General features: G+C 64.1%; 23 protein-coding genes. 17 read left to right on the top strand and 6 right to left on the bottom strand.

Annotated features, from left to right (window positions below; genetic code table 11):
- Positions 1 to 111 precede the first annotated feature (111 nt).
- Positions 112 to 678, top strand: a complete 567-nt coding sequence (locus tag ACFX4T_RS19765) for a hypothetical protein (protein ID WP_377653544.1) — start codon at positions 112 to 114, stop codon at positions 676 to 678.
- 21 nt (positions 679 to 699) lie between these two features.
- Here the strand turns inward: ACFX4T_RS19765 and ACFX4T_RS19760 are convergent, their stop codons facing one another.
- Genes ACFX4T_RS19760 through ACFX4T_RS19750 form a run of 3 tightly spaced genes read right to left on the bottom strand, consistent with a single transcriptional unit; the run spans position 700 to position 3,225 of the window.
- Positions 700 to 1,632, bottom strand: a complete 933-nt coding sequence (locus ACFX4T_RS19760; protein WP_377653542.1) for a DUF817 domain-containing protein — start codon at positions 1,630 to 1,632, stop codon at positions 700 to 702.
- Positions 1,625 to 2,431 carry an oxygenase MpaB family protein gene (locus ACFX4T_RS19755; RefSeq protein WP_377653540.1) on the bottom strand — a complete coding sequence of 269 codons (807 nt, stop codon included), beginning with the start codon at positions 2,429 to 2,431 and terminating at the stop codon, positions 1,625 to 1,627. The genes ACFX4T_RS19760 and ACFX4T_RS19755 overlap by 8 nt, the downstream gene beginning before the upstream one ends.
- Before the next feature lie 41 nt (positions 2,432 to 2,472).
- Complete coding sequence (locus tag ACFX4T_RS19750) at positions 2,473 to 3,225, bottom strand: TetR/AcrR family transcriptional regulator (protein WP_377653538.1); 753 nt, start codon at positions 3,223 to 3,225, stop codon at positions 2,473 to 2,475.
- Positions 3,226 to 3,362: 137 nt separating this feature from the next.
- Here ACFX4T_RS19750 and ACFX4T_RS19745 point away from each other — a divergent pair, with 137 nt between their 5' ends.
- The 14 genes from ACFX4T_RS19745 to ACFX4T_RS19680 all read left to right on the top strand — a co-directional run bounded on the left by ACFX4T_RS19745 (position 3,363) and on the right by ACFX4T_RS19680 (position 17,533).
- The gene (locus ACFX4T_RS19745; RefSeq protein ID WP_377653536.1) at positions 3,363 to 4,295 is read left to right on the top strand and encodes an NAD-dependent epimerase/dehydratase family protein; all 933 of its coding nucleotides are present in this window, start codon (positions 3,363 to 3,365) and stop codon (positions 4,293 to 4,295) included.
- A gap of 203 nt (positions 4,296 to 4,498) precedes the next feature.
- The gene (locus tag ACFX4T_RS19740; protein ID WP_223947029.1) at positions 4,499 to 5,152 is read left to right on the top strand and encodes a hypothetical protein; all 654 of its coding nucleotides are present in this window, start codon (positions 4,499 to 4,501) and stop codon (positions 5,150 to 5,152) included.
- Positions 5,153 to 5,186: 34 nt separating this feature from the next.
- On the top strand, positions 5,187 to 6,653 hold the full coding sequence (locus ACFX4T_RS19735) for a phage tail sheath family protein (protein WP_377653534.1): 1,467 nt from the start codon (positions 5,187 to 5,189) through the stop codon (positions 6,651 to 6,653).
- 1 nt (position 6,654) lies between these two features.
- Complete coding sequence (locus ACFX4T_RS19730) at positions 6,655 to 7,134, top strand: phage tail protein (RefSeq protein WP_377653532.1); 480 nt, start codon at positions 6,655 to 6,657, stop codon at positions 7,132 to 7,134.
- A 54-nt stretch (positions 7,135 to 7,188) separates the two neighbouring features.
- On the top strand, positions 7,189 to 7,335 hold the full coding sequence (locus ACFX4T_RS19725; protein WP_377653530.1) for a hypothetical protein: 147 nt from the start codon (positions 7,189 to 7,191) through the stop codon (positions 7,333 to 7,335).
- A gap of 1,159 nt (positions 7,336 to 8,494) precedes the next feature.
- Positions 8,495 to 9,253 carry a hypothetical protein gene (locus ACFX4T_RS19720; RefSeq protein WP_377653528.1) on the top strand — a complete coding sequence of 253 codons (759 nt, stop codon included), beginning with the start codon at positions 8,495 to 8,497 and terminating at the stop codon, positions 9,251 to 9,253.
- 13 nt (positions 9,254 to 9,266) lie between these two features.
- Positions 9,267 to 10,787 carry a phage baseplate assembly protein V gene (locus tag ACFX4T_RS19715; protein WP_377653526.1) on the top strand — a complete coding sequence of 507 codons (1,521 nt, stop codon included), beginning with the start codon at positions 9,267 to 9,269 and terminating at the stop codon, positions 10,785 to 10,787.
- 3 nt (positions 10,788 to 10,790) lie between these two features.
- Positions 10,791 to 11,129 carry a hypothetical protein gene (locus ACFX4T_RS19710; protein WP_377653524.1) on the top strand — a complete coding sequence of 113 codons (339 nt, stop codon included), beginning with the start codon at positions 10,791 to 10,793 and terminating at the stop codon, positions 11,127 to 11,129.
- A 13-nt stretch (positions 11,130 to 11,142) separates the two neighbouring features.
- A complete protein-coding gene (locus tag ACFX4T_RS19705; protein WP_377653522.1) occupies positions 11,143 to 11,577 on the top strand; it encodes a GPW/gp25 family protein in 435 nt (144 codons plus the stop codon).
- Entirely contained in the window at positions 11,574 to 14,207 is a 2,634-nt protein-coding gene (locus ACFX4T_RS19700; protein WP_377653520.1) for a baseplate J/gp47 family protein, read from the top strand. Before ACFX4T_RS19705 ends, ACFX4T_RS19700 begins: the two co-directional genes overlap by 4 nt.
- The gene (locus tag ACFX4T_RS19695; protein WP_377653518.1) at positions 14,200 to 14,787 is read left to right on the top strand and encodes a hypothetical protein; all 588 of its coding nucleotides are present in this window, start codon (positions 14,200 to 14,202) and stop codon (positions 14,785 to 14,787) included. Before ACFX4T_RS19700 ends, ACFX4T_RS19695 begins: the two co-directional genes overlap by 8 nt.
- Positions 14,788 to 14,793: 6 nt before the next feature.
- Positions 14,794 to 15,270 (top strand): hypothetical protein, encoded by a 477-nt coding sequence (locus tag ACFX4T_RS19690; RefSeq protein WP_223947037.1) that lies wholly within the window; start codon positions 14,794 to 14,796, stop codon positions 15,268 to 15,270.
- A gap of 54 nt (positions 15,271 to 15,324) precedes the next feature.
- The gene (locus ACFX4T_RS19685) at positions 15,325 to 16,254 is read left to right on the top strand and encodes a PASTA domain-containing protein (protein WP_377653516.1); all 930 of its coding nucleotides are present in this window, start codon (positions 15,325 to 15,327) and stop codon (positions 16,252 to 16,254) included.
- 52 nt (positions 16,255 to 16,306) lie between these two features.
- Complete coding sequence (locus ACFX4T_RS19680) at positions 16,307 to 17,533, top strand: pyridoxal phosphate-dependent aminotransferase (protein WP_377653674.1); 1,227 nt, start codon at positions 16,307 to 16,309, stop codon at positions 17,531 to 17,533.
- Between the two features lie 78 nt (positions 17,534 to 17,611).
- Here ACFX4T_RS19680 and ACFX4T_RS19675 read toward each other — a convergent pair whose 3' ends face one another.
- Positions 17,612 to 18,649, bottom strand: coding sequence for a zinc-dependent alcohol dehydrogenase family protein (locus tag ACFX4T_RS19675; RefSeq protein ID WP_377653514.1), 1,038 nt, complete (start codon positions 18,647 to 18,649; stop codon positions 17,612 to 17,614).
- Between the two features lie 93 nt (positions 18,650 to 18,742).
- Between ACFX4T_RS19675 and ACFX4T_RS19670 the strand changes: the two genes are divergently transcribed.
- A complete protein-coding gene (locus tag ACFX4T_RS19670; protein WP_377653512.1) occupies positions 18,743 to 19,201 on the top strand; it encodes a carboxymuconolactone decarboxylase family protein in 459 nt (152 codons plus the stop codon).
- 17 nt (positions 19,202 to 19,218) lie between these two features.
- Positions 19,219 to 20,127 carry a sigma-70 family RNA polymerase sigma factor gene (locus ACFX4T_RS19665; RefSeq protein ID WP_377653510.1) on the top strand — a complete coding sequence of 303 codons (909 nt, stop codon included), beginning with the start codon at positions 19,219 to 19,221 and terminating at the stop codon, positions 20,125 to 20,127.
- Positions 20,128 to 20,221: 94 nt separating this feature from the next.
- Here the strand turns inward: ACFX4T_RS19665 and ACFX4T_RS19660 are convergent, their stop codons facing one another.
- Both ACFX4T_RS19660 and ACFX4T_RS19655 read right to left on the bottom strand, forming a co-directional pair.
- Positions 20,222 to 21,034, bottom strand: coding sequence for a hypothetical protein (locus ACFX4T_RS19660; protein WP_377653508.1), 813 nt, complete (start codon positions 21,032 to 21,034; stop codon positions 20,222 to 20,224).
- Positions 21,009 to 22,313, bottom strand: coding sequence for an APC family permease (locus ACFX4T_RS19655; RefSeq protein WP_377653506.1), 1,305 nt, complete (start codon positions 22,311 to 22,313; stop codon positions 21,009 to 21,011). Before ACFX4T_RS19655 ends, ACFX4T_RS19660 begins: the two co-directional genes overlap by 26 nt.
- Positions 22,314 to 22,660: the final 347 nt, after the last annotated feature.

The following is a 22,660-nucleotide window of genomic DNA, read 5'->3' as shown; positions in this document are numbered from 1 at the left end:
TCCAAAGTTGAGTGAAGTACGCTCAAGTTTGGCTTTCATGCTCAAATTTGCCCCGGAAGTACGCGGCTTCCAGGGCTGGTTTCGCCCTGCGTGAACTGGCAGACTTGCGCGATGGAGTTCGCTGGCTTCGTGCCGCCGGATGCGTTCTGGGCTATGAACGACGAGCTGGAAGAGAGGGTCCGGCAGGGCGCCGGGCGCCTCCCCTTGTTCCGTCTTGTGGACTGGGACGGGCCGTTGATGCTGGGTTCATGGCAGATGGACGCCAGCGAGGGTGGCGTGGTGCACGGGAACGCCTTTCCTGCGAACCCAGCCACTGATCCACTCATGGAAGTGGTCACAACCACGCGTGATCCCTTGGAAGTGGTGCGAAACCGGTGGCAGGCCATCGCCGGGCCGCCGAAGTCAATGGAGGAATGGCAGAGTCAATCCGCGACGTTCGCGGCACACACTACAGAGCACCTGAGCGCCATGGTGGACGGTATCCCCGCGGATTTCACCCTCTGGAACGGAACCGACTACTGGTTCGCGGCCGGGAGTGCGGGCGGCTACGGAATCGTCATCGACGCGCGGGGCCACCGTAGCGATACGCAAGCCATGGAACTCAGGCAGATTCCCGACGTCGAGCCTTTACTCCAAGCCAGGCGCGCGGCGCTCAAGGCCGCCCGCGGCGAAGCGTGACGACACGCAAACGCACCGACGTCAGTCCAGCGGGCGGGCGCCACGGATATCCGGATGTCCCTGGCGGATTTGCGTGGCGTCAGGGATTTGCGTGGCGCTTGTCCGGCTGGGCGGCGGCTCAGGTTTATACACCCACGCCACGAGCACCACGGAGATGATCATCAGCAGGAACCAGGCGAGGAGCTTATCGATCGAGACCGCCTGCCAGCCATTCAACTGGTTGGGGTAGAGCCACGCATGGGACCACGTGCCGATGTTCTCGGCGAACCAAATGAAGAGCGCCACCAAGAGGAAAGACGCCAGAATGGGCATCCGGAAGCGCTTACGGAACACCCGGAAGTGCATCACGCACCGCCCGTAGACAAGCACGACGGCGGCAAGCAGCAACCAGCGCGCGTCAAAGATGTAGTGGTGGGAGAAGAAATTGACGTAGATCCCAGCCGCCACGAGTGCGGTGATCCAGCGCCACGGGTAGTGGTCGAAGTGGAGGTCAAAGAGCCGGAACACACGAACCATGTACGAGCCAACGGCCGCATACATGAACCCGCTGAACAGCGGAACAGCCCCGACCCGGAGGAAGCCCTCGGCCTCGTAAGACCACGAGCCCACATCGGTCTTGAACAACTCCATGACCGTTCCCACCGCATGGAACAGCACGATCACCCGCAATTCGCGCAGCGTCTCCAGTTTGAAGCTGATCATCAGGACCTGAATGATGACGGCGGAGATGGTCAGGAAGTCATTCCGGGCCAAGGCGGCGTCGTCCGGATACCAGAGACGAGCTGCGATGATCACCGCGAGCAGTGCTGCGCCGAAGACGCAGGCCCACGCCTGCTTCAGCCCGAACACCACGAACTCGGTTAGCCGTAGGCGGAGCGGGCCCCTATGGGCGCGGTCCAGATAGCGGTGGGCGAGGTCATCGATGGCTTGCTCCACCGAGGTCGAATTACGCATTCCCTGCCCCGCCCTTCGTCTTGAACGGGGCGGTTTCCAGGTGGCTGAGGTAGTAGTCCCTGGGCCAATGCCGTATCCGCTTCGGGATCCGGGGATATACGCGTCCCAGCCACCGCATGGTCCGCTCGAAGCGGCGGTCATCGATGGGAGTCCACTCCAGGCCGAAGCCTTCGCGCAAGTGGTCGGGCAGCAGGCCGGCGGTCAGGAAGCGGGCAAGTGGCATCGCCAGGCGCATTGGTGCCGGTCCACCCGCCGGATACAGCAGGTCCCTGGCTATCTTGCGGGCTTTTTCATCGGGTCGAAGCCGATCCACGTGCGATGCCCAATACCGGGCGAAGGCCGCGCGATCGGGCGGCCACATATTCGCGGGAAGCTGCAACGCCGTCCCGATGCGCGCATAGTCTCGGTACATGCGGTCGGCAGTCTCGTCGTCGAGCGGTCCATGCACTTGCTCGTAAACGGTGACGGCGGTGTCGTACAGGGTGGCGACAACCCAAAGCTGCGACTCGGGATCGAAAGCGTTGTAGCCCTTTGTCGCATCATCAGGGTTCCGGCGCACTGGAGCGTGGGCGCGGTTGACGGCGCGGCGAACCGCAGCAACTTGCTCGTCTGAACCGTAAACAATCGCATAAACGTATGTCAGGGTGGCTCGTAAACGATCCTGCGGCCGTTGGACAAAGTCGCTGTGATCGGCGACGCCGTGCCCCACCCTCGGATCAGCGATCTGAAGGAGGATGGCGCGCCCGGCTCCGGCGAGCAATATGCCCTCCGCGCCGATGTCAGCAAGCCCTCGAACCATCTTGATACTTTACCGTCTGGTGCTGGTCACAGGCTCGCTGGTCACAGCCCCGCCACGCCCTGGAGGACGAGCAGCTGGTGCTCGAACAATTCCTCGCGCGCGGAAAACGTATCGCGCCCGTACTGGCCGAACACTTCAAAGCTCACAGCCCCGAAGACGGACGTCCACGCCAGCACGCCCCGCGCCAGCGCAGACTCGGGCACCGTGATCCCAAGTTCAGTCCGGATATTCACCATGTCTACCGCCAAGGCTGGTGGGATAACGACGGCGGGACTCGCCTGCGTCTTCAGGGCGCCCGCGCGATGGGCTGCGTCAAAGATGCTCACGAGGCGAAAGATGACACGCGTTCCGGGGACCGTGGTTCGCTCACCGGGCGCCTGATATCCGGGAACGGGGCTGCCGAAGAGCAGGGCGTAGCTGGCTGGTTCCCTGAGCGCCCACGCACGAACAGCCTTACCCAAGGCACGGAACTGGCCTGCGAAATCATTCTCAGGAACAGCCGCTACCGCTGTATCCACTTCGTCGCCGAGCTCGTTGTAGCCGTCGATGAGCAAGAGCGTGAGAAGTTCGTCCCTGCTTTCCACGTAGCGATAAACGGCCGAAGAAACGACGCCAAGGTCCCGTGCAACAGCCCGCAGCGATAGCCCGGCCGCACCGTGGACCGCCAGGTGCTCCCGGCCGAGACGGACGATATCAGCGATGGTTTGGGCACGTGCACGCTCGCGGGGCGTTGGGGTTTTGGCTTTCGGCTGGGCTTTAGGGGCAGCTTCGGCATCCGGCGCTGTGGAAGGCATGCAACCAGCTTGCCACAAGAGAGAGCACCATCAACAAATGAGAGCACCGCTCTTGACTTTGACTTGATTGACGGTCATTCTGGATTCAGAGAGCAGTGCTCTCTTATTAGGACTGGACTTAGAGGAAAGAGATCAACATGCACGTCGTCACCGGAGCAGGACCCGTTGGTTGGACCGTCGCCGAACAACTCGCCGAGCAGGGGGAAAACGTCCGCATTCTCACCCGGTCCGGCAGCGGCCCGGACCATCCCCTCATTGAACGGATGCGCGTCGATGCCTCCGATGCCCAGCAGTTGGGCCAAGCACTCAACGGCGCTGTCGCGGTCTTCCATTGCATTCACGGATCCGCATACCGGGCCGCAGCGTGGGCGGCCGAGCTTCCGCAAGCCGAACAAGTGGTGATGGATGCAGCGGCAGCCGCGGGCGCCGTCGTCGTATTTCCAGAGAGCCTCTACTCCTATAGCCGGCCGGACAGTGTGATGACCGAAGCGGGTCCACGGGCGGCGGATGGAGGCAAACGAGGCATCCGCACGGAACTGCTGAACGCGCGGCAGGCGCACGCTGCAAATACTGTGAGTGTTGTGGCCGGCGACTTCTTCGGTCCGCTGGTGCGGACGGCGCATGCAGGCGAACGAATGGTCCCGCTGGTTGTGGAGGGAAAGTCGGTCCAGGTGATTGGCAGCGCTGGGCAACCGCACTCGTTCACATTTGTCCCTGACCTGGCAGCCGCCATGATCGCGGCAGCCCGGGATCCAAAGCTTTGGAACACCGTGCTCCACGCTCCGACCGGTCCGGCGCTAACCCAACGCGAACTTGCTACGGCGTTCGCTGACGCTGCCGGCGTTTCCGTTCCGAAGGTGAGTGCTGTTCCCGGATGGGTATTGAGGACCGCGGGTCTCTTTTCGACCGATATGCGCGAGCTTGCTGAAATGCTCTACCAGTTCGAGCGGCCGTTCGTGATGGATTCCTCGCAAAGCCAGCGTCTCCTGGGCCTCGAACCGACGCCCCTCCCGGAAGCTGCCGCGGCAACAGTGGCATGGTGGCAGGACGCAGTCCGGGAATTGAAGTAGACAGCAGGGTTTTCCATGCGGCAGGCGGTGGAGCGTTTAGAACGGTTGTGACGACGTCCTGCACGACGGCGGGCGCCCACCTGCAGATTCAATCGAATGGAGTTACTCCTGATTCCCCAGTGACTACACGCAACAGCGGGAGTAACCTAGTCCCAGTTGCAATTCTGGTCACCTTTCGAGTTCTGGGTTCTGCCGTGGGCTATGTGCGTTCGTCGTTGACCGACCTCCTGGGGGTACTTTCCGACGCCGTCACTCCCCAGCGCGTAAGGTTCGACGACGGCTCCCCCGACGCCGTCGCTGCCACCCCGGACGCTCCGGTCACCGTGCATGCAGTCACGCTCAACCGCGTGGGAAGGTCGCGTCGCGATGGCCCGGTCTTGGACCTCGAACTGCGGGTAGCAGTGGAATGCCATGGCCCCCAACAACTGGACAACATGGAGCAACTGCTCCTCGCCGTGGAACGCCACAGCCAGTACTCGGTAGTTTCCACCGGGGAATTCCGTCCCGAGGAGTACTCCGGAGCCATCCGGCAAGGGCTCGGGTTCCTGGTCCGGATCCCCGTGGCGCTGCGCTTCGAAGAACCTGCCGGCCCGCCTGTCCTTGAACCGCTCATTGCCAAGACCGGCGTTGCCCGCCGAATCCACGGACGGCTCGTGGACGTACACAACAAAGGCATCCCGGACGCCTACATCCATGCCCATTCTTCCGCCACGGCAGTCGTCAGCGATGCGACCGGCCACTTCGAGGTCCTGGCCTCGGCGGATGAACTCCAGCACTTTGCCGTAGCGGTAAGCGGCACCGAAAAGGAAGTCTCGGCCAGCACCAGCAGCCTGCCGGTCATCATCCGGTGGACCTGACCCGCTTGATTGCGGGTAGGAAAGGGAGAGCACCATGGCGAACTATCAGGCGCCGGGAGTTTATGTTCAGGAAGTGCCCAGCGGCGCACGTGCCATTGGGCAGGTCAACACCAGCATCGCGGCGTTCGTAGGCGTGGCTCCGGACCAGGACGCGTTGGTGGATGAACTCCGTGTGCTGGACAACTGGACCCAGTTCGTGGACCAATATGTCGGCAACGCGACAGCGGGCACACCGCTCTCCAACGCTGTTTACGGCTTCTTCTCAAACGGAGGAAGCCGTTGTTATGTGGTGAACATTGGGGCCAACGGCAGCCTCACGGGCACGGCCACCAAGCCCACAGGCCTCACGCTTTTCGAAGCCGTGGACGACATCTCCATGGTGGCTGCGCCGGGCTTCGCGGACGCTGAATCCTACGCGGCACTGGCGGCGCATGTGGAGCACCCGCTCCGCCAGGACCGCATGGCCATCATGGACACTGTGGAAAAAGTCGACGACGTCGGGGCGCTCACCAGGGCCGCGACGTCCGGCGTTCCGGTGGGGGCGAGGGATCCCGGCGCCGCAGACGAGCGGACGACGGCGGATGAGGGTCCGGGCGGCGACGCTGGCCCGGACGATGGGGACTCGGACGACGCCCGCCCAAGTGACGACGCCGGCTCGGGCGATTCCGAAGACGCGTCTGAGGAACCCGTGGACACGGAAGGCAGCGACAGCACGCCGTCGTCCTCCTCCTCGGTTTCCTCCGATGCTCCGGACTGGCCCGACTCACCACGACCCTCCGCCGCAGCTAGCCGGGAAGGGGCATCCAGCGAAGCCAGCGAGCAGCAGGACCTCGGCGCCCCGCAATCCCCCGGCGGTTACACGGCCCTGTATTTCCCGTGGATCGTGATGATCGATCCGGTGTCCGGGAAAAAGGTGACCCAGCCGCCGTCGGGCCATATTGCAGGCGTGTGGGCACGCGTTGACGCGACCCGCGGCGTCCACAAGGCGCCAGCCAACGAGCCCATCCAGGGCGCGATCGATCTTGTGCGGCGCGTGAGCCGCGGTGAGCAGGAGGTCCTGAACCCGGCTGGCGTGAACTGCATCCGGTACTTCCCGGGCGAGGGCATCCGGATTTGGGGCGCCAGGACCAAAGCTCCCGAAGCGAGCGAATACCGGTACGTGAATGTGCGTCGCCTAACCAACATGATCAAGGAGTCGGTGGCGGACGGGACGCGCTGGGTGGTGTTTGAGCCCAACGATCACACGCTGTGGAAGTCGATCCGGCGCGACATCGGGGCGTTCCTGACCAACGTGTGGCGGGACGGCGCCCTGCTCGGGACTACTCCTCAACAGGCATTTTTCGTGAAGTGCGACGAAGAAACCAACCCTCCAGAGGTCCGCGACGCCGGGCAAGTGGTCACGCTGATCGGGATCGCGCCCGTGAAACCGGCCGAGTTTGTGATCTTCAAGCTCATGCAGTCGGCGGACAACACCAGCGAGACAGAGAGCGCAGGAGCCTGACATGACAACCCCAACACCTGCAGCGCAGCCCGGCAACGTGGTGGACCCATACCGGGCCTACAACTTCAAGCTCGTCATCCAAGGCGTGGTTCAAGGCCACTTCACCAAAGTGGAGGGCCTCGGCCTGAAAATCGACCGGATCCTCTACCGCTCAGGCGGCGAAAACAGCACAGTCCGCGTCATCCCCGGGCAAGTGGAATACACCCCAGTGACGTTGAAGTACGGGCTCACCGACTCCACCGAGATGCTGCAGTGGCTCTTCAAAGCCGTAGACGGAAAGGTGGAACGCCGGAACGTCTCTATTGCGATGCTCAACGATGCCGGTTCCGTGGAAGTGCGCCGCTGGAACCTCCTGGGGGCCTGGCCGTGCGACTGGTTCGGCGCACCCCTTGACGCCATGGGCAAGGATCTCGCCATCGAATCCCTCAGCATCGCATACGACCGCCTGGAGCTCGACGATGCCCGCGCTCCCATCGCCTGAGCCTGGCTTCTCGTGGCGGCGGGCGGCTGCGCATCGGTTGCGAGGTGTGGCTGAGTGGCTGGATCGTGGGCCGGGCCGGGGCTCGGGTTCTCCGGGTGCGGGCGCGCCGGCACCTTCGGGTTCGGAGTCTTCGGGTTCGGAGCCGTCTTCGTGGGAAAGTTCGACGCCGGTGCGCGGCCTGAACGTGGAAGGCGCACCTGAGCACTGGGTTCAGTTACTGCGCGACGCCGGGTTGGTTCCTCCTGCCGTTCCGACCAACACCCCTCCTGTTGCGAGGCCCACTCTGCGTGCCTGGGGACGCTCTTGGCGCGCAAAGCGGGCCCCGCAACGCACCCCCAGTACAACACCCCTCGTTGCGGGGCCCGATATGCGCGATTCCAGGCCGACAAGGGACGCAGAGCAGGCCCCACAACAAACCCCCATGCTGCGCCTCCGCACAGACCGACCCGAAACACCCCTCGTTGCGGGGCACGATATGCGCGATTCCGTACGAACATGGGACGCAGAGCAGGCCCCACAAGACATCCCCAGGCTCCGCCTCCGCACAGACCGACCCGAAACACCCCTCGTTGCGGGGCCCGATATGCGTGCTTCAAGCCAAGAATGGGGCGCAGAACAGGCCCCACAACACATCCCCACCCACGTTGCGGGGCACGATATGCGCGATTCCAGGCCCACATGGGGCACAGAGCAGGCCCCACAACACATCCCCACCCACGTTGCGGGGCACGATATGCGCGATTCCAGGCCCACATGGGGCACAGAGCAGGCCCCACAACACATCCCCACCCNCAGGCCCCACAACACATCCCCACCCACGTTGCGGGGCACGATATGCGCGATTCCAGGCCCACATGGGGCACAGAGCAGGCCCCACAAAACGTCCCCACCCACGTTGCGGGGCCCGATGTGCGTGCTTCAAGCCAAAAATGGGGCGCAGAACAGGCCCCACAACACACCGCTAAACTGCGCCTCCGCACGGACCGAACCGAAACACCCCTCGTTGCGGGGCCCGATGTGCGTGCTTCAAGCCAAAAATGGGGCGCAGAACAGGCCCCGCAACACACCCACAGGCTCCGCCTTCGCACGGACCGAACCGAAACACCCCTCGTTGCGGGGCCCGAAATGCGTGCTTCAAGCCAAAAATGGAGCGCAGAACAGGCCCCACAACGCCCGCCTTCCTCACAACGCACCCCTTCCCCACAACACACGCCCACCCACACACCCGCACCGACGCTCAAGGGAACCTGGCCGGAGCTCGCCCCTCGGCCCGCGCCCACGGCAAACCCGGCAACCGCCCCTGTAACCGACGCGATCGCCCGCCAAGCCCGCCTCACCGACGAACAACGGGCGGTCTGACATGGAACGTGTCGCCTTCCTGATCGAGGACACCGGGGAGCATCTCGGCTGCCTGCTCAACCCGGAAACGGTAGTGATGCAGCGCTCGGCCGGCGTGGAGCCCCGGAGAAGTGCGGGCGGCAAACTCAGCGGCAGCGGACTGGCCGATGACCCCCTGCTCTTCACGGGAGGCGGCCACACCGAGCTGAGGCTGGATCTGCTCTTCGACGTCGACCTCGCGCCGGCGTCGCTTCATGTGCAGGACGTGCGGCAAATGACCAGGCCCATCTGGGCGCTCGCCGAGAACAGCGCGGAGGTGGAGCGCCAGCGGAGGCCGCCGTCGGTCCGGTTTGTGTGGGGCCGGGCGTGGAATGTGCCGGGAATCGTGACCGAGGTTGCGGAGCGCTTCGATCGCTTTGCCCCTGACGGTTCACCACTCAGGTCCTGGATGCGGATGGTCTTTGTTCGCGTGGGCCAGTCCGCGGACCAGGAAGGCGGCGAGAATTACGAGCTCGCCCAGCGGCTCCCTGCCGTGGATCTGACGGCCCCACCCGTGGACACGTTGGCGGTCACAGGCGACGGCAGCACGGACAGAGGCGCATCAACGCCCGACGGCGGCGAGCTCCTTCCTGAGGTGCCGCCGGCTGAGTTGGGGCGACTTTCCGTTGAAGCCTTCGGGACGCCCCTGCTCTGGAAGCTGCTCCTGGAGTACAACGATATCGACGACCCCGCTCACTTCAGCGGGCCGCTCGCCGTCCCTCCGGTTGGTGAAGCACCATGAGGCGTGAAGCATCATGAGGCAAGTCCAGGGCCTTCCCGAGCTCGTCGTGACGTTGGGCAGGCGAAGACTGACAACTGCGGAAACGGCAGCCATCGTTTCAGTCCAGGTGCTGGGATCCTTGGCCAGGCCGGCCCAGTGCCTCATCAGCTGGCGGCCCGGTCCGGGCAGGACTGCCGCCGCAAGGGGTGGCGTCGATCCGGGCCCTGGTGATGCCCTCCGGGTTGAGCTCGGCGGCCACCGGACCCCGCTCTTCGTGGGGGAGGTGACCGTTGTGGAGTACAGCTACGGGGCCAACCTCGGTCAGGAAATCCGTATCAGGGCCTACGATGCCCTGCACCGGCTGAGGAAGCGCCAATTCACCAGGCTGCACGAGGACGTCGATCTCGCCGGACTGGCAAGAAAACTCTGCGAGGGCACCGGACTGGATGTAGTGGGCGGCGGCGCCAAGCTCGGGCAGGTCTACCAGTGCGCCCGCACGGACCTGAGCCTTCTCGTTGAACAGAGTGCACGGGTGGGCGCCTACCCTGTGGTGCACGACGGCACCCTCAGGCTCACAGGACTCGACGGCGAAGGCGAACCCTTGGAGCTCAGCCTCGGGGAATCCCTGCATTCGGCGGAGATCGAGGTCAGCCAGGAACCCGCGTACGCGTCCGCAATGATCAACGGCTGGCGTGCCGAGGACGCTTCAGTCCACCAGGCCGAAACGAGCAGCAGCGATGCCAAAGCCCAAGTGGCAGCTGACCCAACATTGGCCAGCGTGGGCGCAGGCGGCGAACTCCGGCGGGACAACGAAGTGCTCGACTCCACCCAGGAGGCGAATGGATTGGCGCAGTCCGAGCTGGACGTCAGGATAGCCGGGCAGGTCACGGCAGTGTTCGTGGCTGAGGGCAATCCCGGGCTCAGGGCGGGTGGGCGCGTGCGGATCAAGGGGGTGGCGCCGTCCATCGAAGGAACGTACCTGATCGCGAGCGCCTCACACCGTTTGGATGGCACGGGCTACGAAACCACCCTTACCACGCGACCACCGAGCCCGATTCCCGAAAGGCGCCCGGACGTCTTCACTCTGGGCACGGTGGTGGACGTTGACGATCCCGAGGCCCGTGGGCGTGCGCGTGTGCAACTACCGGCCTACCCGGACCTGCAGACCGCATGGGCTCCCGTGCTCACGGCAGCAGCTGGTCCTGGCAAGGGGATGGTCACACCGCCAGCTCCCGGCGACCACGTCCTGGTGCTGCTTCCCGCCACGGATCCGGCTCAGGCCATCATCCTCGGTGGCCTGTACGGCAGCGAACAGACGCCCGACAACCGCGTCAACACTCCCCGGGAGAGCCGGTACACGTTCCGGAGTGCGGACGGCCAACAAATAATGCTCGACGGCGGTGCGCGCACCGTGAGCTTCACGGACGGCCACGGCTCGTCAGTGGAGCTGGGCCCGGAGAAGCTCCGCATCACCGCTGCCACGGACCTGGTGCTGGAAGCCCCGGGCAAAGCCATGAAAATCCGTGCGAAATCAGTCGACTTCGAGGAGGCCTAAGCCATGAAGATCCTGGTCAAGGAGGCTATCCTGCGGTGCGGGCACGACGGCAAAGTGGAGAACGTCCCCTCGCAGGAGTGGGTCCGTGTCAAGGGGTCGCCGGTGCTGGTGGACAACGATCCCCAAGGCCGGGACATCAGCATGTGCCCTCATATTGGCATCAACATCAAGCCTTGCAATAAGACGCTGCCGGTCACCAAAGGCTATTCAACCTTCATCAGAATCGGGGGCAAGGCCGTCTGCCTTGACACTGTGGAGGGCTTCACCGACGGCACACCCCCGGGCGCCGTGAAGTACAACGTGCGGCGGCCCGGACAAACGTTGGTGGGGTCGGGTTCATGAAAAAGGGACAGTCATGAGCGCCCCACGCTACACATCGATTGCTTTCATCCATCCGGATTTCGACGCAGCAGCCGGCGTCCCCGGTCTGCGCATCACCCCTGCAGGCAGGTTGGCGACTGTTACGGACGCAGCCTCCATCCGTCAGGCCCTCCTCCTCCTGCTGAGCACCAGGCCCGGCGAGCGCGTCAACCGCCCGACATACGGCTGCCACTTGTTCCGTTTGGCATTCGCTCCGGCTGACGACACCACCGCCGGACTGGCCATCCACTATGTGGCCCGCGCGGTGGCGCAGTGGGAGCGACGCATCACGGTCCTTTCCCTGGACGCGTCACGCTCGCCGGAGGATCCCGAAGTTCTCGAGGTGCGGCTGAAGTACCGTGTCCGCACCACCCAGCTTGAGGACGAGATCGCCATCGCATTGCCCGTGGAATCCGGAGGTGCAGTATGAGTGTCCCCGTGCCCAACCTGGACGATCGCAGCTTCGCGGACCTCGTGGCCGGCGCCCGCGAGCGCATCCAGCAAATTGCCCCTGAGTGGACGGACCTCTCGGTCCACGATCCCGGCATCACCATCGTGGAGGCCTTCGCCTACCTTACGGACACGCTCATGTACCGGCTCAACCGTGTGCCGGACAAGCTTTACGCCGTTTACCTGAACCTCCTGGGCACGTCGCTGTACCCGCCGAGCACGGCCGAAACGATGCTGGAATTCAGCCGCTCATCCGCCACTGGCACAACCGCAGGCCAGGAGATCCGGATCCCCCGCGGCACGCAGGTCAGCTGCCCACCGGGCGTTCCTGGCTCACCCCAGCCGGTATTTACGACGACGGCGGCAGCCACTTTGGCTCCCGGCGAGAGCAGCGTCCTGGTCCCCGCAGCCGATGTCACCATGTACGACGCCGTACCGATTGGTGCCGGGACCGGCAGGCCGGGCCAGAGCTTCGTGATCCCGAACGCGCCGATCGTCTCGGGCGCAGGGCTGGCAATCGCCGTCGAAGTTCCGGCAGGGACGCGGCTAAGCAGTGGCGAGGCTGTGCTGGTCGACGGAAAACCCTTCCGGTACTGCAGGGAAGTGGAGGCGTTCGCCGACGCAAGGCCTGGTGAGATGCCGGTGCGGATCGACCGAAGTGCCGGCGTCGCGGTGTTCGCGTGGTGGGACGAAGAGTCCAGGACGCGGACGGAAACCGGGCAAGGGCCATTGGTACCAGGGGCAGGTGCCGAAGTTCGCGCTTGGTACCGCAGCGGTGGTGGTTCCGGCGGTAACGTCGGCGCGGGTCAGCTCACGGTGCTCCGTTCTCCTGTCCCGGGAGCCAAGGTCACCAATCCGGAGCCGGCAACGGGAGGCCGCGACGGCGAGTCCTTGGAGAACGCCCTGAGGCGCGCGCCTCAGGATTTTCAAGCCCGCGACCGCGCAGTTACCGTCCGGGACTACGAGGTCCTGGCACGGCGGCACGGCGGCGTGGGCCGTGCGAGGGCCTTCACACGCAAGGATCTGTGGGCGTTTGCCCGGCCCGGGGAAGTGGAAATTGTGCTGGTCCCATTCGTTCCCGGCGGCGGAGCAGGCGCGGCCCAACCATTACGCGCAGCGGACCTTATGTCACACGCACGCGACGAAGTGCGAATCGAAGTGGAACAATATCTCCGCAGGCGGTCCACGGTTGGCGCCGAGCCTGTAGTGCGCTGGGGCCTCTACAAACAGGTGCTGGTGGATGCGCGGATCGTTGTTCGTCCCGACGAGGATGCCGAGGCCGTGAAATCCAGGATCGTGGGCCGCCTGTCTGAAGGGATCAGTCCGCTGAGCCCGGATTCGTCCGGTTACGGATCCGGCTTTGGGAAGCCACTGCGTGTCTCCAATCTGTACCGCGCCATGGAGGAGGCCGAGCCTGGCGTTCAGTATGTGGACCGGGTCAGGCTGGAAGTGGACAAAGTTCCGGACAGTGATGCCGTGTCCTTGGTCCAGGCTGAAGGCCAGGACAAAACGTGGTTCGTGGCCCAGGGCGGCACCCTGTTCCGCACCACCAACGCCGCCGACGGCTGGGAAGCCTGTGCGGATTTTGGAGATCCCTCCGGCGGCGACCAGGCGGAAGAAACCGTCCGCGCCATCGCCCCGTTCCGTTCCCCCGCACCTGGCCGGCTGGGTCCGGAGCGGCACCCGGGCATGGTGGCCGTGAGCACGGTGACCGGTACGGGTTCCCGTATTTATCTCAGCGAGGACCTCGGCGAATCGTGGCGCAAAGCAGCGGAACTGGGGTTCGTCGTCGCGGATTTGTGTTGGGTGGACCGCCAGGGTGAGCCGTTGCTGTTGCTGGCAGGCGAACGCGGCCTCTACGAACTTCCGATGAGCCAGGGTGCCATTCCCGTACAGAACGTCGTGGACACGTCCCAGCCGGATCGTGGCTTTTACGCCGTGGACGCCTTGGTGGACGTCCGCGGGCGAACAGGTGTTGTGGTGGCCGCCGAGGCCTCGGCAGGCGTCTGGCTCTCCCCCGATGCCGGTACAGCGGACAGCTTCAAGCAGGTCAAGGCCGCTGGCGAGGACATCCGCTGCATGACCATCCAATACGACGGCGGTGCGAGCTACGTGTGGCTCGGCCGCGCAGTGCCGGAAGGGGCAGGGACGGGATGCCTGCGGCTGAAGATCGACGAGCTGGGCCGCACGGATTTTGATGAGTCCTTCATGAATTCGTGGGAGCAGTTCAGCACTGGCTGGACCGGGGGCAGTTGCTGGGGTGTCCACGTGATGGGTGACGCTGCCTACGCCGCTACCCAGAGCGGCGGGGTCTTACGGCTGCAGCTGGGCCAGGCGTCAGCTCAGTGGAGCGTGCCGGACGTTAACTGCAATCTGCCGTTGAGGGACCGTACCCGGTTCGAGCCTGTCCGTTCCGTGTCCGGCGCCATCCTTGACGGCAAGCCCGTGGTCCTTGCTGCCGGCCCCAAAGGCGTTTATCGCAGCTGGGACAACGCCGTTCAGTGGGAAAGTTGCACGCGGCGCGTGGTGGAGGATGTTGTGACGCTGCCCGACACCTGGCTGTTCTGCTCGGGTGAACACAGGATCGAGGTGGTCCATGGCAATGGCTGAGTCCGATGTGCCTCAGGAGTCCAATGGGCCTGAGGAGTCCAATGTGCCTCAGGAGTCCAAGCTGCTGAGGGTCCTGCCGGAAGTGTTCCAGGTGGCCGCCGACACCAGCTCTCCCCTGCAGGCCCTTCTTGCTGTGGCCGAGGATATGCATGGGCCCGTCCGGCAGGTCTTGGACCGCATCCATACCGTTCCCGATCCCGGGCGCGCGCCGTCGTCGTTGATTCCTTTTCTTTCGCGCTGGGTGGATCTGGACTGGTTGACGCTTCCCGGTCCGGAGGGCGGCGCTGGATCGGGCAGCATTCCCGGGACCGGTGCCATTCCCATATCGCGGCAGCGGGACCTCATCGCGGCCGCGGCACAACTCTCTGCACGGCGCGGCACTGTGGACGGTCTCACCCGTTTCCTGCACCTGGCCACTGGCGTGCCGGGGTTCGAGGTGGAATCCGTTCCGGGTGCCTTCCATATCAGGGTGCTGGTTCCTGCGGAGGCGGGCGGGCAGTTGGAGTTGGTCCGGCGGATCGTCAAAGGCATGAAACCCGCGCACGTGACGGATGAGGTCACGGTGCAGGCAAATGGATGACCCGGCATGAATAAGGAGAACCGAACCCCAATTCTCGTGGTGGTCGCCTGTGGAGTGATCGCGCTGTTAGTGCTGGTGTTCGGCGTCAGTTGCGGGGGCGGGAACAACGATGCAGCACGGGACTGGCAGGGCGGATTCTCCGGCGCAGCCGCGGGCGCGAAACTCACTTCGGCAGACCTGTCTGCCCACGGCGGTTCGTGTTCGGCATCGGATACCCAACTGGTGGTTACGGGCGCGTGTGTGTTCGATGTGAAGGAATTCGGTGGAGGCCTGTTCTATTTCGGACCTCCCACCAAGCGGGCAAGGCTCGCCCCGCAGCAGGCGGTCACCGTCTCGCTGTTGGTGCAGGGCACGCGGGCTGAGCAGAATTCAGGCCCAGGGAAAACCGTGGACCTGACCTTCGGGACCTCGGGCGGACAGCTGGGAATCGTCTGTCCCGGTCTGGGGACCTGTGTGTTGCTGATCCAGGAAGCTGGAGGCTGAGATGTGCTGCTATGCACCGAAACTACAAACCGCGATCCCAGGAGTTGTTGTGCCATGACTGCCATCACCATGACGTTGAGCTCCCCGGATGTGGTTCTTAACGACGGGAAGGGATCGCTGACAGCTTCCGTCACCAACGGCTCCACCACTTCGGAGCGTGTGGTGCTCGGCGCCTTCCCGGGGCAGGTGACCAATCCGCCGTCGAAAACGTACACCACCATCCCCAACCCTCTGCGGACCATCGCTGCCGGGGCCACCGAACAGTACGTGGTCAACTTCGACACCGCAGGAGCTTCCGAGGGCAGCTACCCGGTGAAGCTCATCGCCTACTCCGCCGACGACGCACCCGAGGACTACGCGGACCAGGCGCATGTGGTCACCCTGACTGTTCCGGCGGCCGAAAAGCCGAAGCCCAAGCCGGGATTCCCGTGGTTGTGGGTGATCATCGGGGGTGTGGTGCTGCTGGCGGTTATCGGCGTGATCCTGTACTTCATGTTCAAGGACGCCAACGTTCCGGACGTGAAAACCAAACCGCAGGCTGAGGCGGTCAAGATCGTGACGGACGCCGGTTTCAAAGCGGCCACGACGGAAATCGAAAGCGCCTCGCCTGAAGGAACGGTAGTCAACCAGAGTCCCGCGGGCGGCGAGAAGGTAGGGCGCGGCAGCACGGTCAACCTGGAAATTGCTGTTCCCGTGAAGGCCACCGTGCCCAGCGTCCTGGGATCACGGATTGAAACAGCCCGTAACGCATTCCAGACGGCGCAACTGCAATTGGACTTCACCCAGGGTTCCGCCTGCCAAAGCTCGCCGCCCCTCTCCCTGATGAGGTGCGTAGTGGTGGGCGTCAATCCCGACGTCGGCACCAAAGTCAACGTCAACGCGCTCGTTTTGGTACGGACTGAGTTGAGGTCCAGCATCATCGTTGATCCGGTGAACATCTGTCTGAGCAACCCCCAACTTTGCGAGGTGCGGCTGAACCCGTGACTATTTCCGGACACGTTTGCCTGCCTGGGCAGCTGCCATGAAAAGATCAACCATGCGTCCGATGCAGCACTCCAGCAAACTCCAGAATGTCCGCTACGAACTACGTGGTCCCATCCTCCAGGCCGCCAAGGCCATGGAAGCCGAGGGACACCGCATCCTCAAGATGAACCTTGGGGACACGGCACCGTTCGGGTTGGAAGCGCCGGAGTCAGTGGTGGTGGACATGATCCACCACATCCGTGGTGCCCAGGGCTACAGCGATTCCAAAGGCATTTTCTCCGCCCGGACCGCGATCTCGCAGTACTACCAAACGCGCGGACTGATGACGATCGGCGTCGAGGATGTCTTCATCGGCAACGGCGTCAGCGAACTCATTTCCATGACCCTGCAGGCGTTCATGGAAAACGGCGACGAGATCCTCATCCCGGCACCCGACTACCCGCTCTGGACCGCGGCCGTGACCCTCACGGGTGGCAATGCCGTGCACTACCTCTGCGATGAGGACGAGAATTGGTGGCCGGACATGGCCGACGTCGAAGCGAAGATCACTCCGCGCACACGGGGCATCGTGATCATCAACCCGAACAATCCCACGGGTGCCGTCTATCCCCGGCACATCCTTGAGCAATTCGCGGCGTTGGCGCGGAAGCATGATCTCGTCCTGTTTTCCGATGAGATCTACGAGAAGATCCGCTACGTCGACGCCCCGCACATTCATACCGCCGCGGTGGCGGACGACATCCCGGTTCTCACGTTCAGCGGACTTTCCAAGGCCTACCGCATGCCCGGCTACCGTGCAGGTTGGGTTGCCGTGACGGGACCATTGACCGCAACAGCTGCCTACCGGGAATCCTTGGAGCTGCTGGCCTCATTGCGGTTGTGCTCCAACGTTCCCGCCCAGCACGCCATCCAGACGTGCCTGGGTGGATACCAGAGCATCGAAGCACTCATTCGTCCCGGCGGGCGCCTGCGTGAGCAACGGGATCTGGCGTGGAAGTTGTTGACGGCGATCCCCGGCGTTTCGTGCGTCCCCGCGGCCGGCTCAATGTACCTGTTCCCCCGGCTGGACCCGGAGATCTATCCCATCGAAAGCGACGAGAAGTTCGTCCTCCAACTGCTGCAGGAACAGAAGATCCTCGTCTCGCACGGCACGGCCTTCAACTGGCCCACACCGGACCACTTCCGTTTCGTGATCCTGCCGACCGTGGAGGACATCGAGGAAGCGGTGCGCAGGATCGAACACTTCCTCGCTGCGTACCGGAACCGCCCGGTGGACTAACCCAAGTAGGTCGCATTTGTGCGCGTTTTGACGGCTCAAAACGCGCTTAACTGCGACCTAGTTGGGGGTGCCAGGCAGTTAGCGGGCCGGGTCGATCATGGTCATCCCGGCCACGGTCGCTGTATCGAAGCTCGGCAACAGGACCGCCGCTTCCTCCAGGCCAATGGTGCGTTCAATCAGCAGCTGTGGTTGCAGCAAGCCTTGTTCGATGAGCGCCATCATGCCTGGGTAATCAACTGCGGCCATGCCGTGGCTGCCGAGCAGGTCAAGCTCCCAGCCAATAACGCGATCCATCGGGACGCGCGGGTGCCCGTTAATGGAAGGCAACAGGCCGATCTGGACATGCCTTCCACGACGACGAAGGCTGAGGATCGCGTCGGCGCACGTTTGTTCACTTCCGACGGCGTCAATCGCCACGTGGCTGCCACCCCCGGTCAGCCGGTTGACGGCTTCCGGAATGTCCGAGCCGTCAGCAAGGACGGTGTGTTCGGCACCCAGGCGTGCAGCCACAGCCAACGCCTGAGGGTTACGGTCCACGGCCACGACCCGCGCTCCAAGCGCCTTGGCAATCATGACCGCGCTCAGGCCCACGCCCCCGGCGCCAACAACGGTCACCCATTCTCCGCCCTTCACCTTCGCCCGGGCAGCGAGCGCCCGGTAGGCGGTGGCGAAGCGGCAGCCGAGGCTGGCCGCCGTCGTAAATTCAACACTGTCAGGAATGGCCACCAGGTTGCTGTCCGCAGCATGCAGGGCGACAAACTCGGCGAAGGATCCCCAGTGGGTAAAGCCTGGCTGTTGCTGCTCCGGACAGACCTGGGCCTCTCCTGCCAAGCACCACTCACATTTGCCGCATCCGCAGACGAAAGGAACAGTTACGCGGTCGCCGGTTTTCCAGCGCTGGACGCCTTCGCCCACGGCAGCAATGACACCGGCGAGCTCGTGGCCGGGCACGTGGGGAAAGGCGATGTCGTCGTGTCCGGCCCAGGCGTGCCAGTCGCTGCGGCACATGCCAGTGGCCTCGACCTTCACCACCACTCCACCGGCCGGGGCCTCAGGCGTGGTTACTTCCCGCACTTCAGGCCGGGCCCGGACGTCATCAAATATCACTGCTCGCACGCACCGACTCTAACAAGGTCCTCAAGGCTGTCACACTTCGGCCCTCCCTTACGACATCCCTGATGTAAAGCACCACCACAGAAGGGAAACAGCATGACCCGCATCAATATCGGCCGTAGCAACAAACTCGGCTACGCCGCTGTCATCGGGCTGGAAGGCTACGCCCGGAAGTCGGTTGATCCCGATTTGTACGAACTCATCAAGCTCCGCGCCTCCATCCTTAATGGCTGCGGTTTCTGCGTGGACATGCATGCCACCGACGGCAGGAAGCGCGGGATTCCCACCCGCAAACTGCATGCCGTGGCAGCGTGGCAGCATTCAAAGGTCTTCTTCGATGCCCGCGAGCAGGCCGTGCTGGCCTTGACCGACGCCATAACCCAGCTGGGGCCGGACACCGTCACCGACGAGGTCTGGAACGCGGCCGCCACCCATTTCGACGACAGCCAGATGGGTGGTTTGGTTCTGGCCATCTCCACGATCAATGTGTGGAACAGGATTGCCGTGAGCACGCAAATGGAGCCGCCGGTAGATGAGAAGAACCCGATCGTCTGAGGGGTAGCGTGGAGGGCATGAGTCTTGCGGTATCGGCCACGGCCGCCTGGCAGAGCGAGCGGAATCGTTTGCTGGGAATCGCCTACCGGATGTTGGGAGATTTCGGCCATGCCGAGGACGTCGTCTCCGAGGTTGCCATCGATGCCGTCCGGCAGGAACGGAAGGCCGACGGCCACCGCGTGGAGTCCTGGCCCGCGTGGCTGACAACGGTGTGCGTGCGGCGCTCGGTTGACCGGGTGCGCCAACTCGCCGCTGTGCGCGAGGACTACACGGGGCCTTGGTTGCCGGAGCCTGTAGATACCTCCAGGCTTCCGGAGGAAACCGTGGCCAACCGCGAGCTCCTGTCCTTGACCTTGCTTCACCTGGCTGAGCAGCTGGCGCCGGAGGCCCGTGCGGCGCTTGTGCTCCACCGCGCTTTTGGGATGTCCGCGCCGGAAATCGCGGACATCCTGGAAAAGACCCCCGCTGCCGTACGCCAAATGATTTCCAGGGCCGAGCGCCGTTTGGACATCGACCCGGACGCTCCCGCGCCCAGGACCAAGGACCGCGCGGCCTTGGAGAAGCTGGCAGGGGCCATCGAGCAAGGTGACATTGACACGGTAGTGGCCATGCTCGATCGGGACGCCGTTCTCTGGGCCGACGGCGGCGGCAAGGTCAAGAGCGCAATGAACCCGGTGTTCGGGGCCGAACGAATCGGGCGGTTCTTCGTGGGCATCCTCGGCAAGGCAGCCGCCTTCGATCCCGTACAGCCCATCACCGCCGAGCTCATCGCTGTGAACGGGGAACCAGCGCTGGTACTCCGGCACTCGGGCCGTGCCGACGTCTTGGTACTCGATGTCTTGGCGCTCGACGGCGGCCCTGACGGCACCATCCGCGGGTTGCGGCAGATCTCGAATCCTGACAAATTGACGCGGGTTTCGCTGTGAGTTGGCTCGAGGTAGCGGGAAAGCTGCGCGTTCGCGGGGAAACTTCCCTGCGAATTGGCAGGCTTCCCGCGAAGTCACCGGACTGGTGGCAAGGCTAGTCCCCCGCCGAGCCGCTCACGCGCAGAGCGTTGATGATCGCGGGAATGGACGCAATCAGCATGATCAGTGCCCACACGAGTGCCACCACCACAGTGATCAACGCCCAGAACTGATCCCCAATGGACACCAGTGGTCCGGGCAGGAACCCGTGGATCAGCCCCAGGATCACCTGAAGCAGCACGGAAACCACCAGCAGCACCACCAGCCCTGTGACTTTGAGGAACTTGGGTTGGCTGAGAATCAGCAGCATGGCAAACACGATTTTCAGGACCAGCAGCAAACCCAGGATCCCCGCTGCCTGCCCTTTCGGAAAGCTCCCCCACAGGGCCAGGTACGCAATGGTTCCAAACGGGGTGGCCACGAACAACCCGATCATCAGGAACAGCTTCGCCAAGGCCAACATCGCCGTAAGGAACGCCGCGATAACCCACAGCAGCGTCACGATGAACGTTGCCAGGCCCTGGATACGGCCATAGGTTCGCAGGTCGATGATCAGGCTGAGGCCCAGCATCACCACGGTAAACAGCAGCAACCCATCCAGGAATGCAAGGAATCCGATGCCCGCGCCTGGCGGTTCGGCATCGGCCCGCTGCGTCTTGAGGAAGACATCCAGCGGAACGCCAAGGTTGTTGGCATCGCTTGCGGAGACGGGGTCGACGGCTGTCTGCCCCAGCAAGAGCGACATCCCCACCTCGGCCAGGACTACCAGGGCAAAGACAACGACGGCCGCAATGAAGAAGGGACGGCGCAGGGCATCGGGGTCTGGCCCGCTGCGGAACCCCTCACGAATTGACCACGCTGCGGCCATGGCTCAATTGTGGCACCGGGGGTTTCAAATACAAGCGCCCCACCAACAATGCCGCAGCACCCAGCACGGCCGGAACCAGCAACGCCCACCCGCTGAAGAGCAAGACCACGAGCATCACGACGGCGGCCACGATCACGCCGTACCAGGCCGCGGTTCCGCGGGGCAACAGGAGTACCCCGGCGGCCAGACCAAAAGCGGTCACAGCCGTGAAGCATGCCGAGGCGGCGCCTATCTGGAATTCCATGCTGAGGAACCCCACAACTGCTAGGGCGAAGGAAAGCGACGTCATGACAGCGAGTGCCGCCAGGCTCACGGAAGGCACCTCCCCTGCACCCACGCCACGTGCCCAAGGCCGCGGCAGCACGCCGTCGGACGCCAACCTGGCGCCAAGCTTGCTGGCCCCAGCCACGAACGTATTCAGGGGTCCGAACGTCAACACGGCTGCCGCCACTGCCGTCACCGGAGCCGCCGCCGGTCCCAGTCCTTTCGCCAGCAGTTCGGCCACCGGCACGCTGCTGCCGGAGAGTCCTGGACCGAGAACAGCGACGCACGCCGCCACCAAGCCGATGTAGACAACCCCGACGACGACGAGCGTTAGCCAGGTGGCCCGCTTCAGGTCGCGTTCGGGGTGGCGGAATTCGCCGGCCAGATGCGTCACGGCCTCCCAGCCGGCGAAACAGAAGAAGAGCAGGCTCGCTGCACCGCCCACTGCCCAGTAGCCGTTGGGGGCGAAGGGTACAAAGTTTTCTGCCTTGGCGTAGGGCGCCGCCACGGCTACGGCGAGCGCAAGCAACGCCACGAGCAACACCATGAGGAGGAGTTGGAGTTTGCTTGAGACACGGATCCCCACCGCGTTGCTCACGAAACCTGCCGCCAGGATCAGCCCCGCTGCTATCAGGGCCGTCTCCCGCCCACCGCCCATGGCATGAGCGATGTACTCCCCGCCGATCACCGCTGTGGCGGGCGCCCCGAACGGGATGGCGAAGTAGAAGAGATAGCCGGCCACAACTGAGGCCCGTTGCCCGAAAGCGCGGGTCACGAACGTGGCGATCCCTCCGGCGTCGGGCTGCTGCCTGGACATTTCAGCAAAACTGAACGCCACCGGGGTGCAGAACACCAACAGCAGCGCCCATGCTAACAACGACGCCGGCCCTGCAACTTGGGCGGCGATCGCAGGCAGAACCAGCACACCCGACCCCAGAATGGCACCTACATAGATTCCCGTGGCCCTGAACAATCCAAGGCCGGATTTACCCGAATTACTGGTAGCTCTACTCACCCCTCTACTGAACAGTGTTCGGGGCGCGTGCAACAAGCAGGGAAACTGCCTGCTCGGGGCAATATCCTGCCGAATTCCTGCTGCGCTTGTGCTTCCTGACCCTCTTTGAATTTTGGCGGGGCACTGTGCAACCCAAAAGGGCTGATTATCCGCCGTACCAACGCCAAAGAGAGTCAGGAAGCAGCGGCCATTTGTACCCGACGCCGAAGCCGCGCCACCAAGGTAGCGGCGAGTAGCGCCGTCGTGATTTCCAGTCCGATCACCAGCAATAGTCCGGCGGCGCCGGAAGTATCAACAGCGTTCGACGCCGGTCCCCCACCGTGCGCGTGTCCGGTACCTCCCGCTCC

It is taken from the genome of Paenarthrobacter sp. YIM B13468 (assembly GCF_042788025.1).
In the GTDB taxonomy this organism is placed as follows: Bacteria; Actinomycetota; Actinomycetes; order Actinomycetales; family Micrococcaceae; genus Arthrobacter; species Arthrobacter aromaticivorans.
This window is presented reverse-complemented; position numbering and strand designations above follow the sequence as displayed.

Excerpts from the sequence above, each read along its gene's own strand:
- ACFX4T_RS19710 (WP_377653524.1), top strand. The coding sequence starts at position 10,791 with ATGAAGATCCTGGTCAAGGAGGCTATCCTGCGGTGCGGGCACGACGGC.
- ACFX4T_RS19660 (WP_377653508.1), bottom strand. The coding sequence starts at position 21,034 with ATGGCCGCAGCGTGGTCAATTCGTGAGGGGTTCCGCAGCGGGCCAGAC.
- ACFX4T_RS19665 (WP_377653510.1), top strand. The coding sequence starts at position 19,219 with ATGAGTCTTGCGGTATCGGCCACGGCCGCCTGGCAGAGCGAGCGGAAT.
- ACFX4T_RS19730 (WP_377653532.1), top strand. The coding sequence starts at position 6,655 with ATGACAACCCCAACACCTGCAGCGCAGCCCGGCAACGTGGTGGACCCA.
- ACFX4T_RS19690 (WP_223947037.1), top strand. The coding sequence starts at position 14,794 with ATGAATAAGGAGAACCGAACCCCAATTCTCGTGGTGGTCGCCTGTGGA.
- ACFX4T_RS19670 (WP_377653512.1), top strand. The coding sequence starts at position 18,743 with ATGACCCGCATCAATATCGGCCGTAGCAACAAACTCGGCTACGCCGCT.
- ACFX4T_RS19700 (WP_377653520.1), top strand. The coding sequence starts at position 11,574 with ATGAGTGTCCCCGTGCCCAACCTGGACGATCGCAGCTTCGCGGACCTC.
- ACFX4T_RS19750 (WP_377653538.1), bottom strand. The coding sequence starts at position 3,225 with ATGCCTTCCACAGCGCCGGATGCCGAAGCTGCCCCTAAAGCCCAGCCG.
- ACFX4T_RS19760 (WP_377653542.1), bottom strand. The coding sequence starts at position 1,632 with ATGCGTAATTCGACCTCGGTGGAGCAAGCCATCGATGACCTCGCCCAC.
- ACFX4T_RS19680 (WP_377653674.1), top strand. The coding sequence starts at position 16,307 with ATGCGTCCGATGCAGCACTCCAGCAAACTCCAGAATGTCCGCTACGAA.
- ACFX4T_RS19695 (WP_377653518.1), top strand. The coding sequence starts at position 14,200 with ATGGCTGAGTCCGATGTGCCTCAGGAGTCCAATGGGCCTGAGGAGTCC.
- ACFX4T_RS19745 (WP_377653536.1), top strand. The coding sequence starts at position 3,363 with ATGCACGTCGTCACCGGAGCAGGACCCGTTGGTTGGACCGTCGCCGAA.
- ACFX4T_RS19685 (WP_377653516.1), top strand. The coding sequence starts at position 15,325 with ATGACTGCCATCACCATGACGTTGAGCTCCCCGGATGTGGTTCTTAAC.
- ACFX4T_RS19735 (WP_377653534.1), top strand. The coding sequence starts at position 5,187 with ATGGCGAACTATCAGGCGCCGGGAGTTTATGTTCAGGAAGTGCCCAGC.
- ACFX4T_RS19705 (WP_377653522.1), top strand. The coding sequence starts at position 11,143 with ATGAGCGCCCCACGCTACACATCGATTGCTTTCATCCATCCGGATTTC.
- ACFX4T_RS19755 (WP_377653540.1), bottom strand. The coding sequence starts at position 2,431 with ATGGTTCGAGGGCTTGCTGACATCGGCGCGGAGGGCATATTGCTCGCC.
- ACFX4T_RS19765 (WP_377653544.1), top strand. The coding sequence starts at position 112 with ATGGAGTTCGCTGGCTTCGTGCCGCCGGATGCGTTCTGGGCTATGAAC.
- ACFX4T_RS19715 (WP_377653526.1), top strand. The coding sequence starts at position 9,267 with ATGAGGCAAGTCCAGGGCCTTCCCGAGCTCGTCGTGACGTTGGGCAGG.
- ACFX4T_RS19720 (WP_377653528.1), top strand. The coding sequence starts at position 8,495 with ATGGAACGTGTCGCCTTCCTGATCGAGGACACCGGGGAGCATCTCGGC.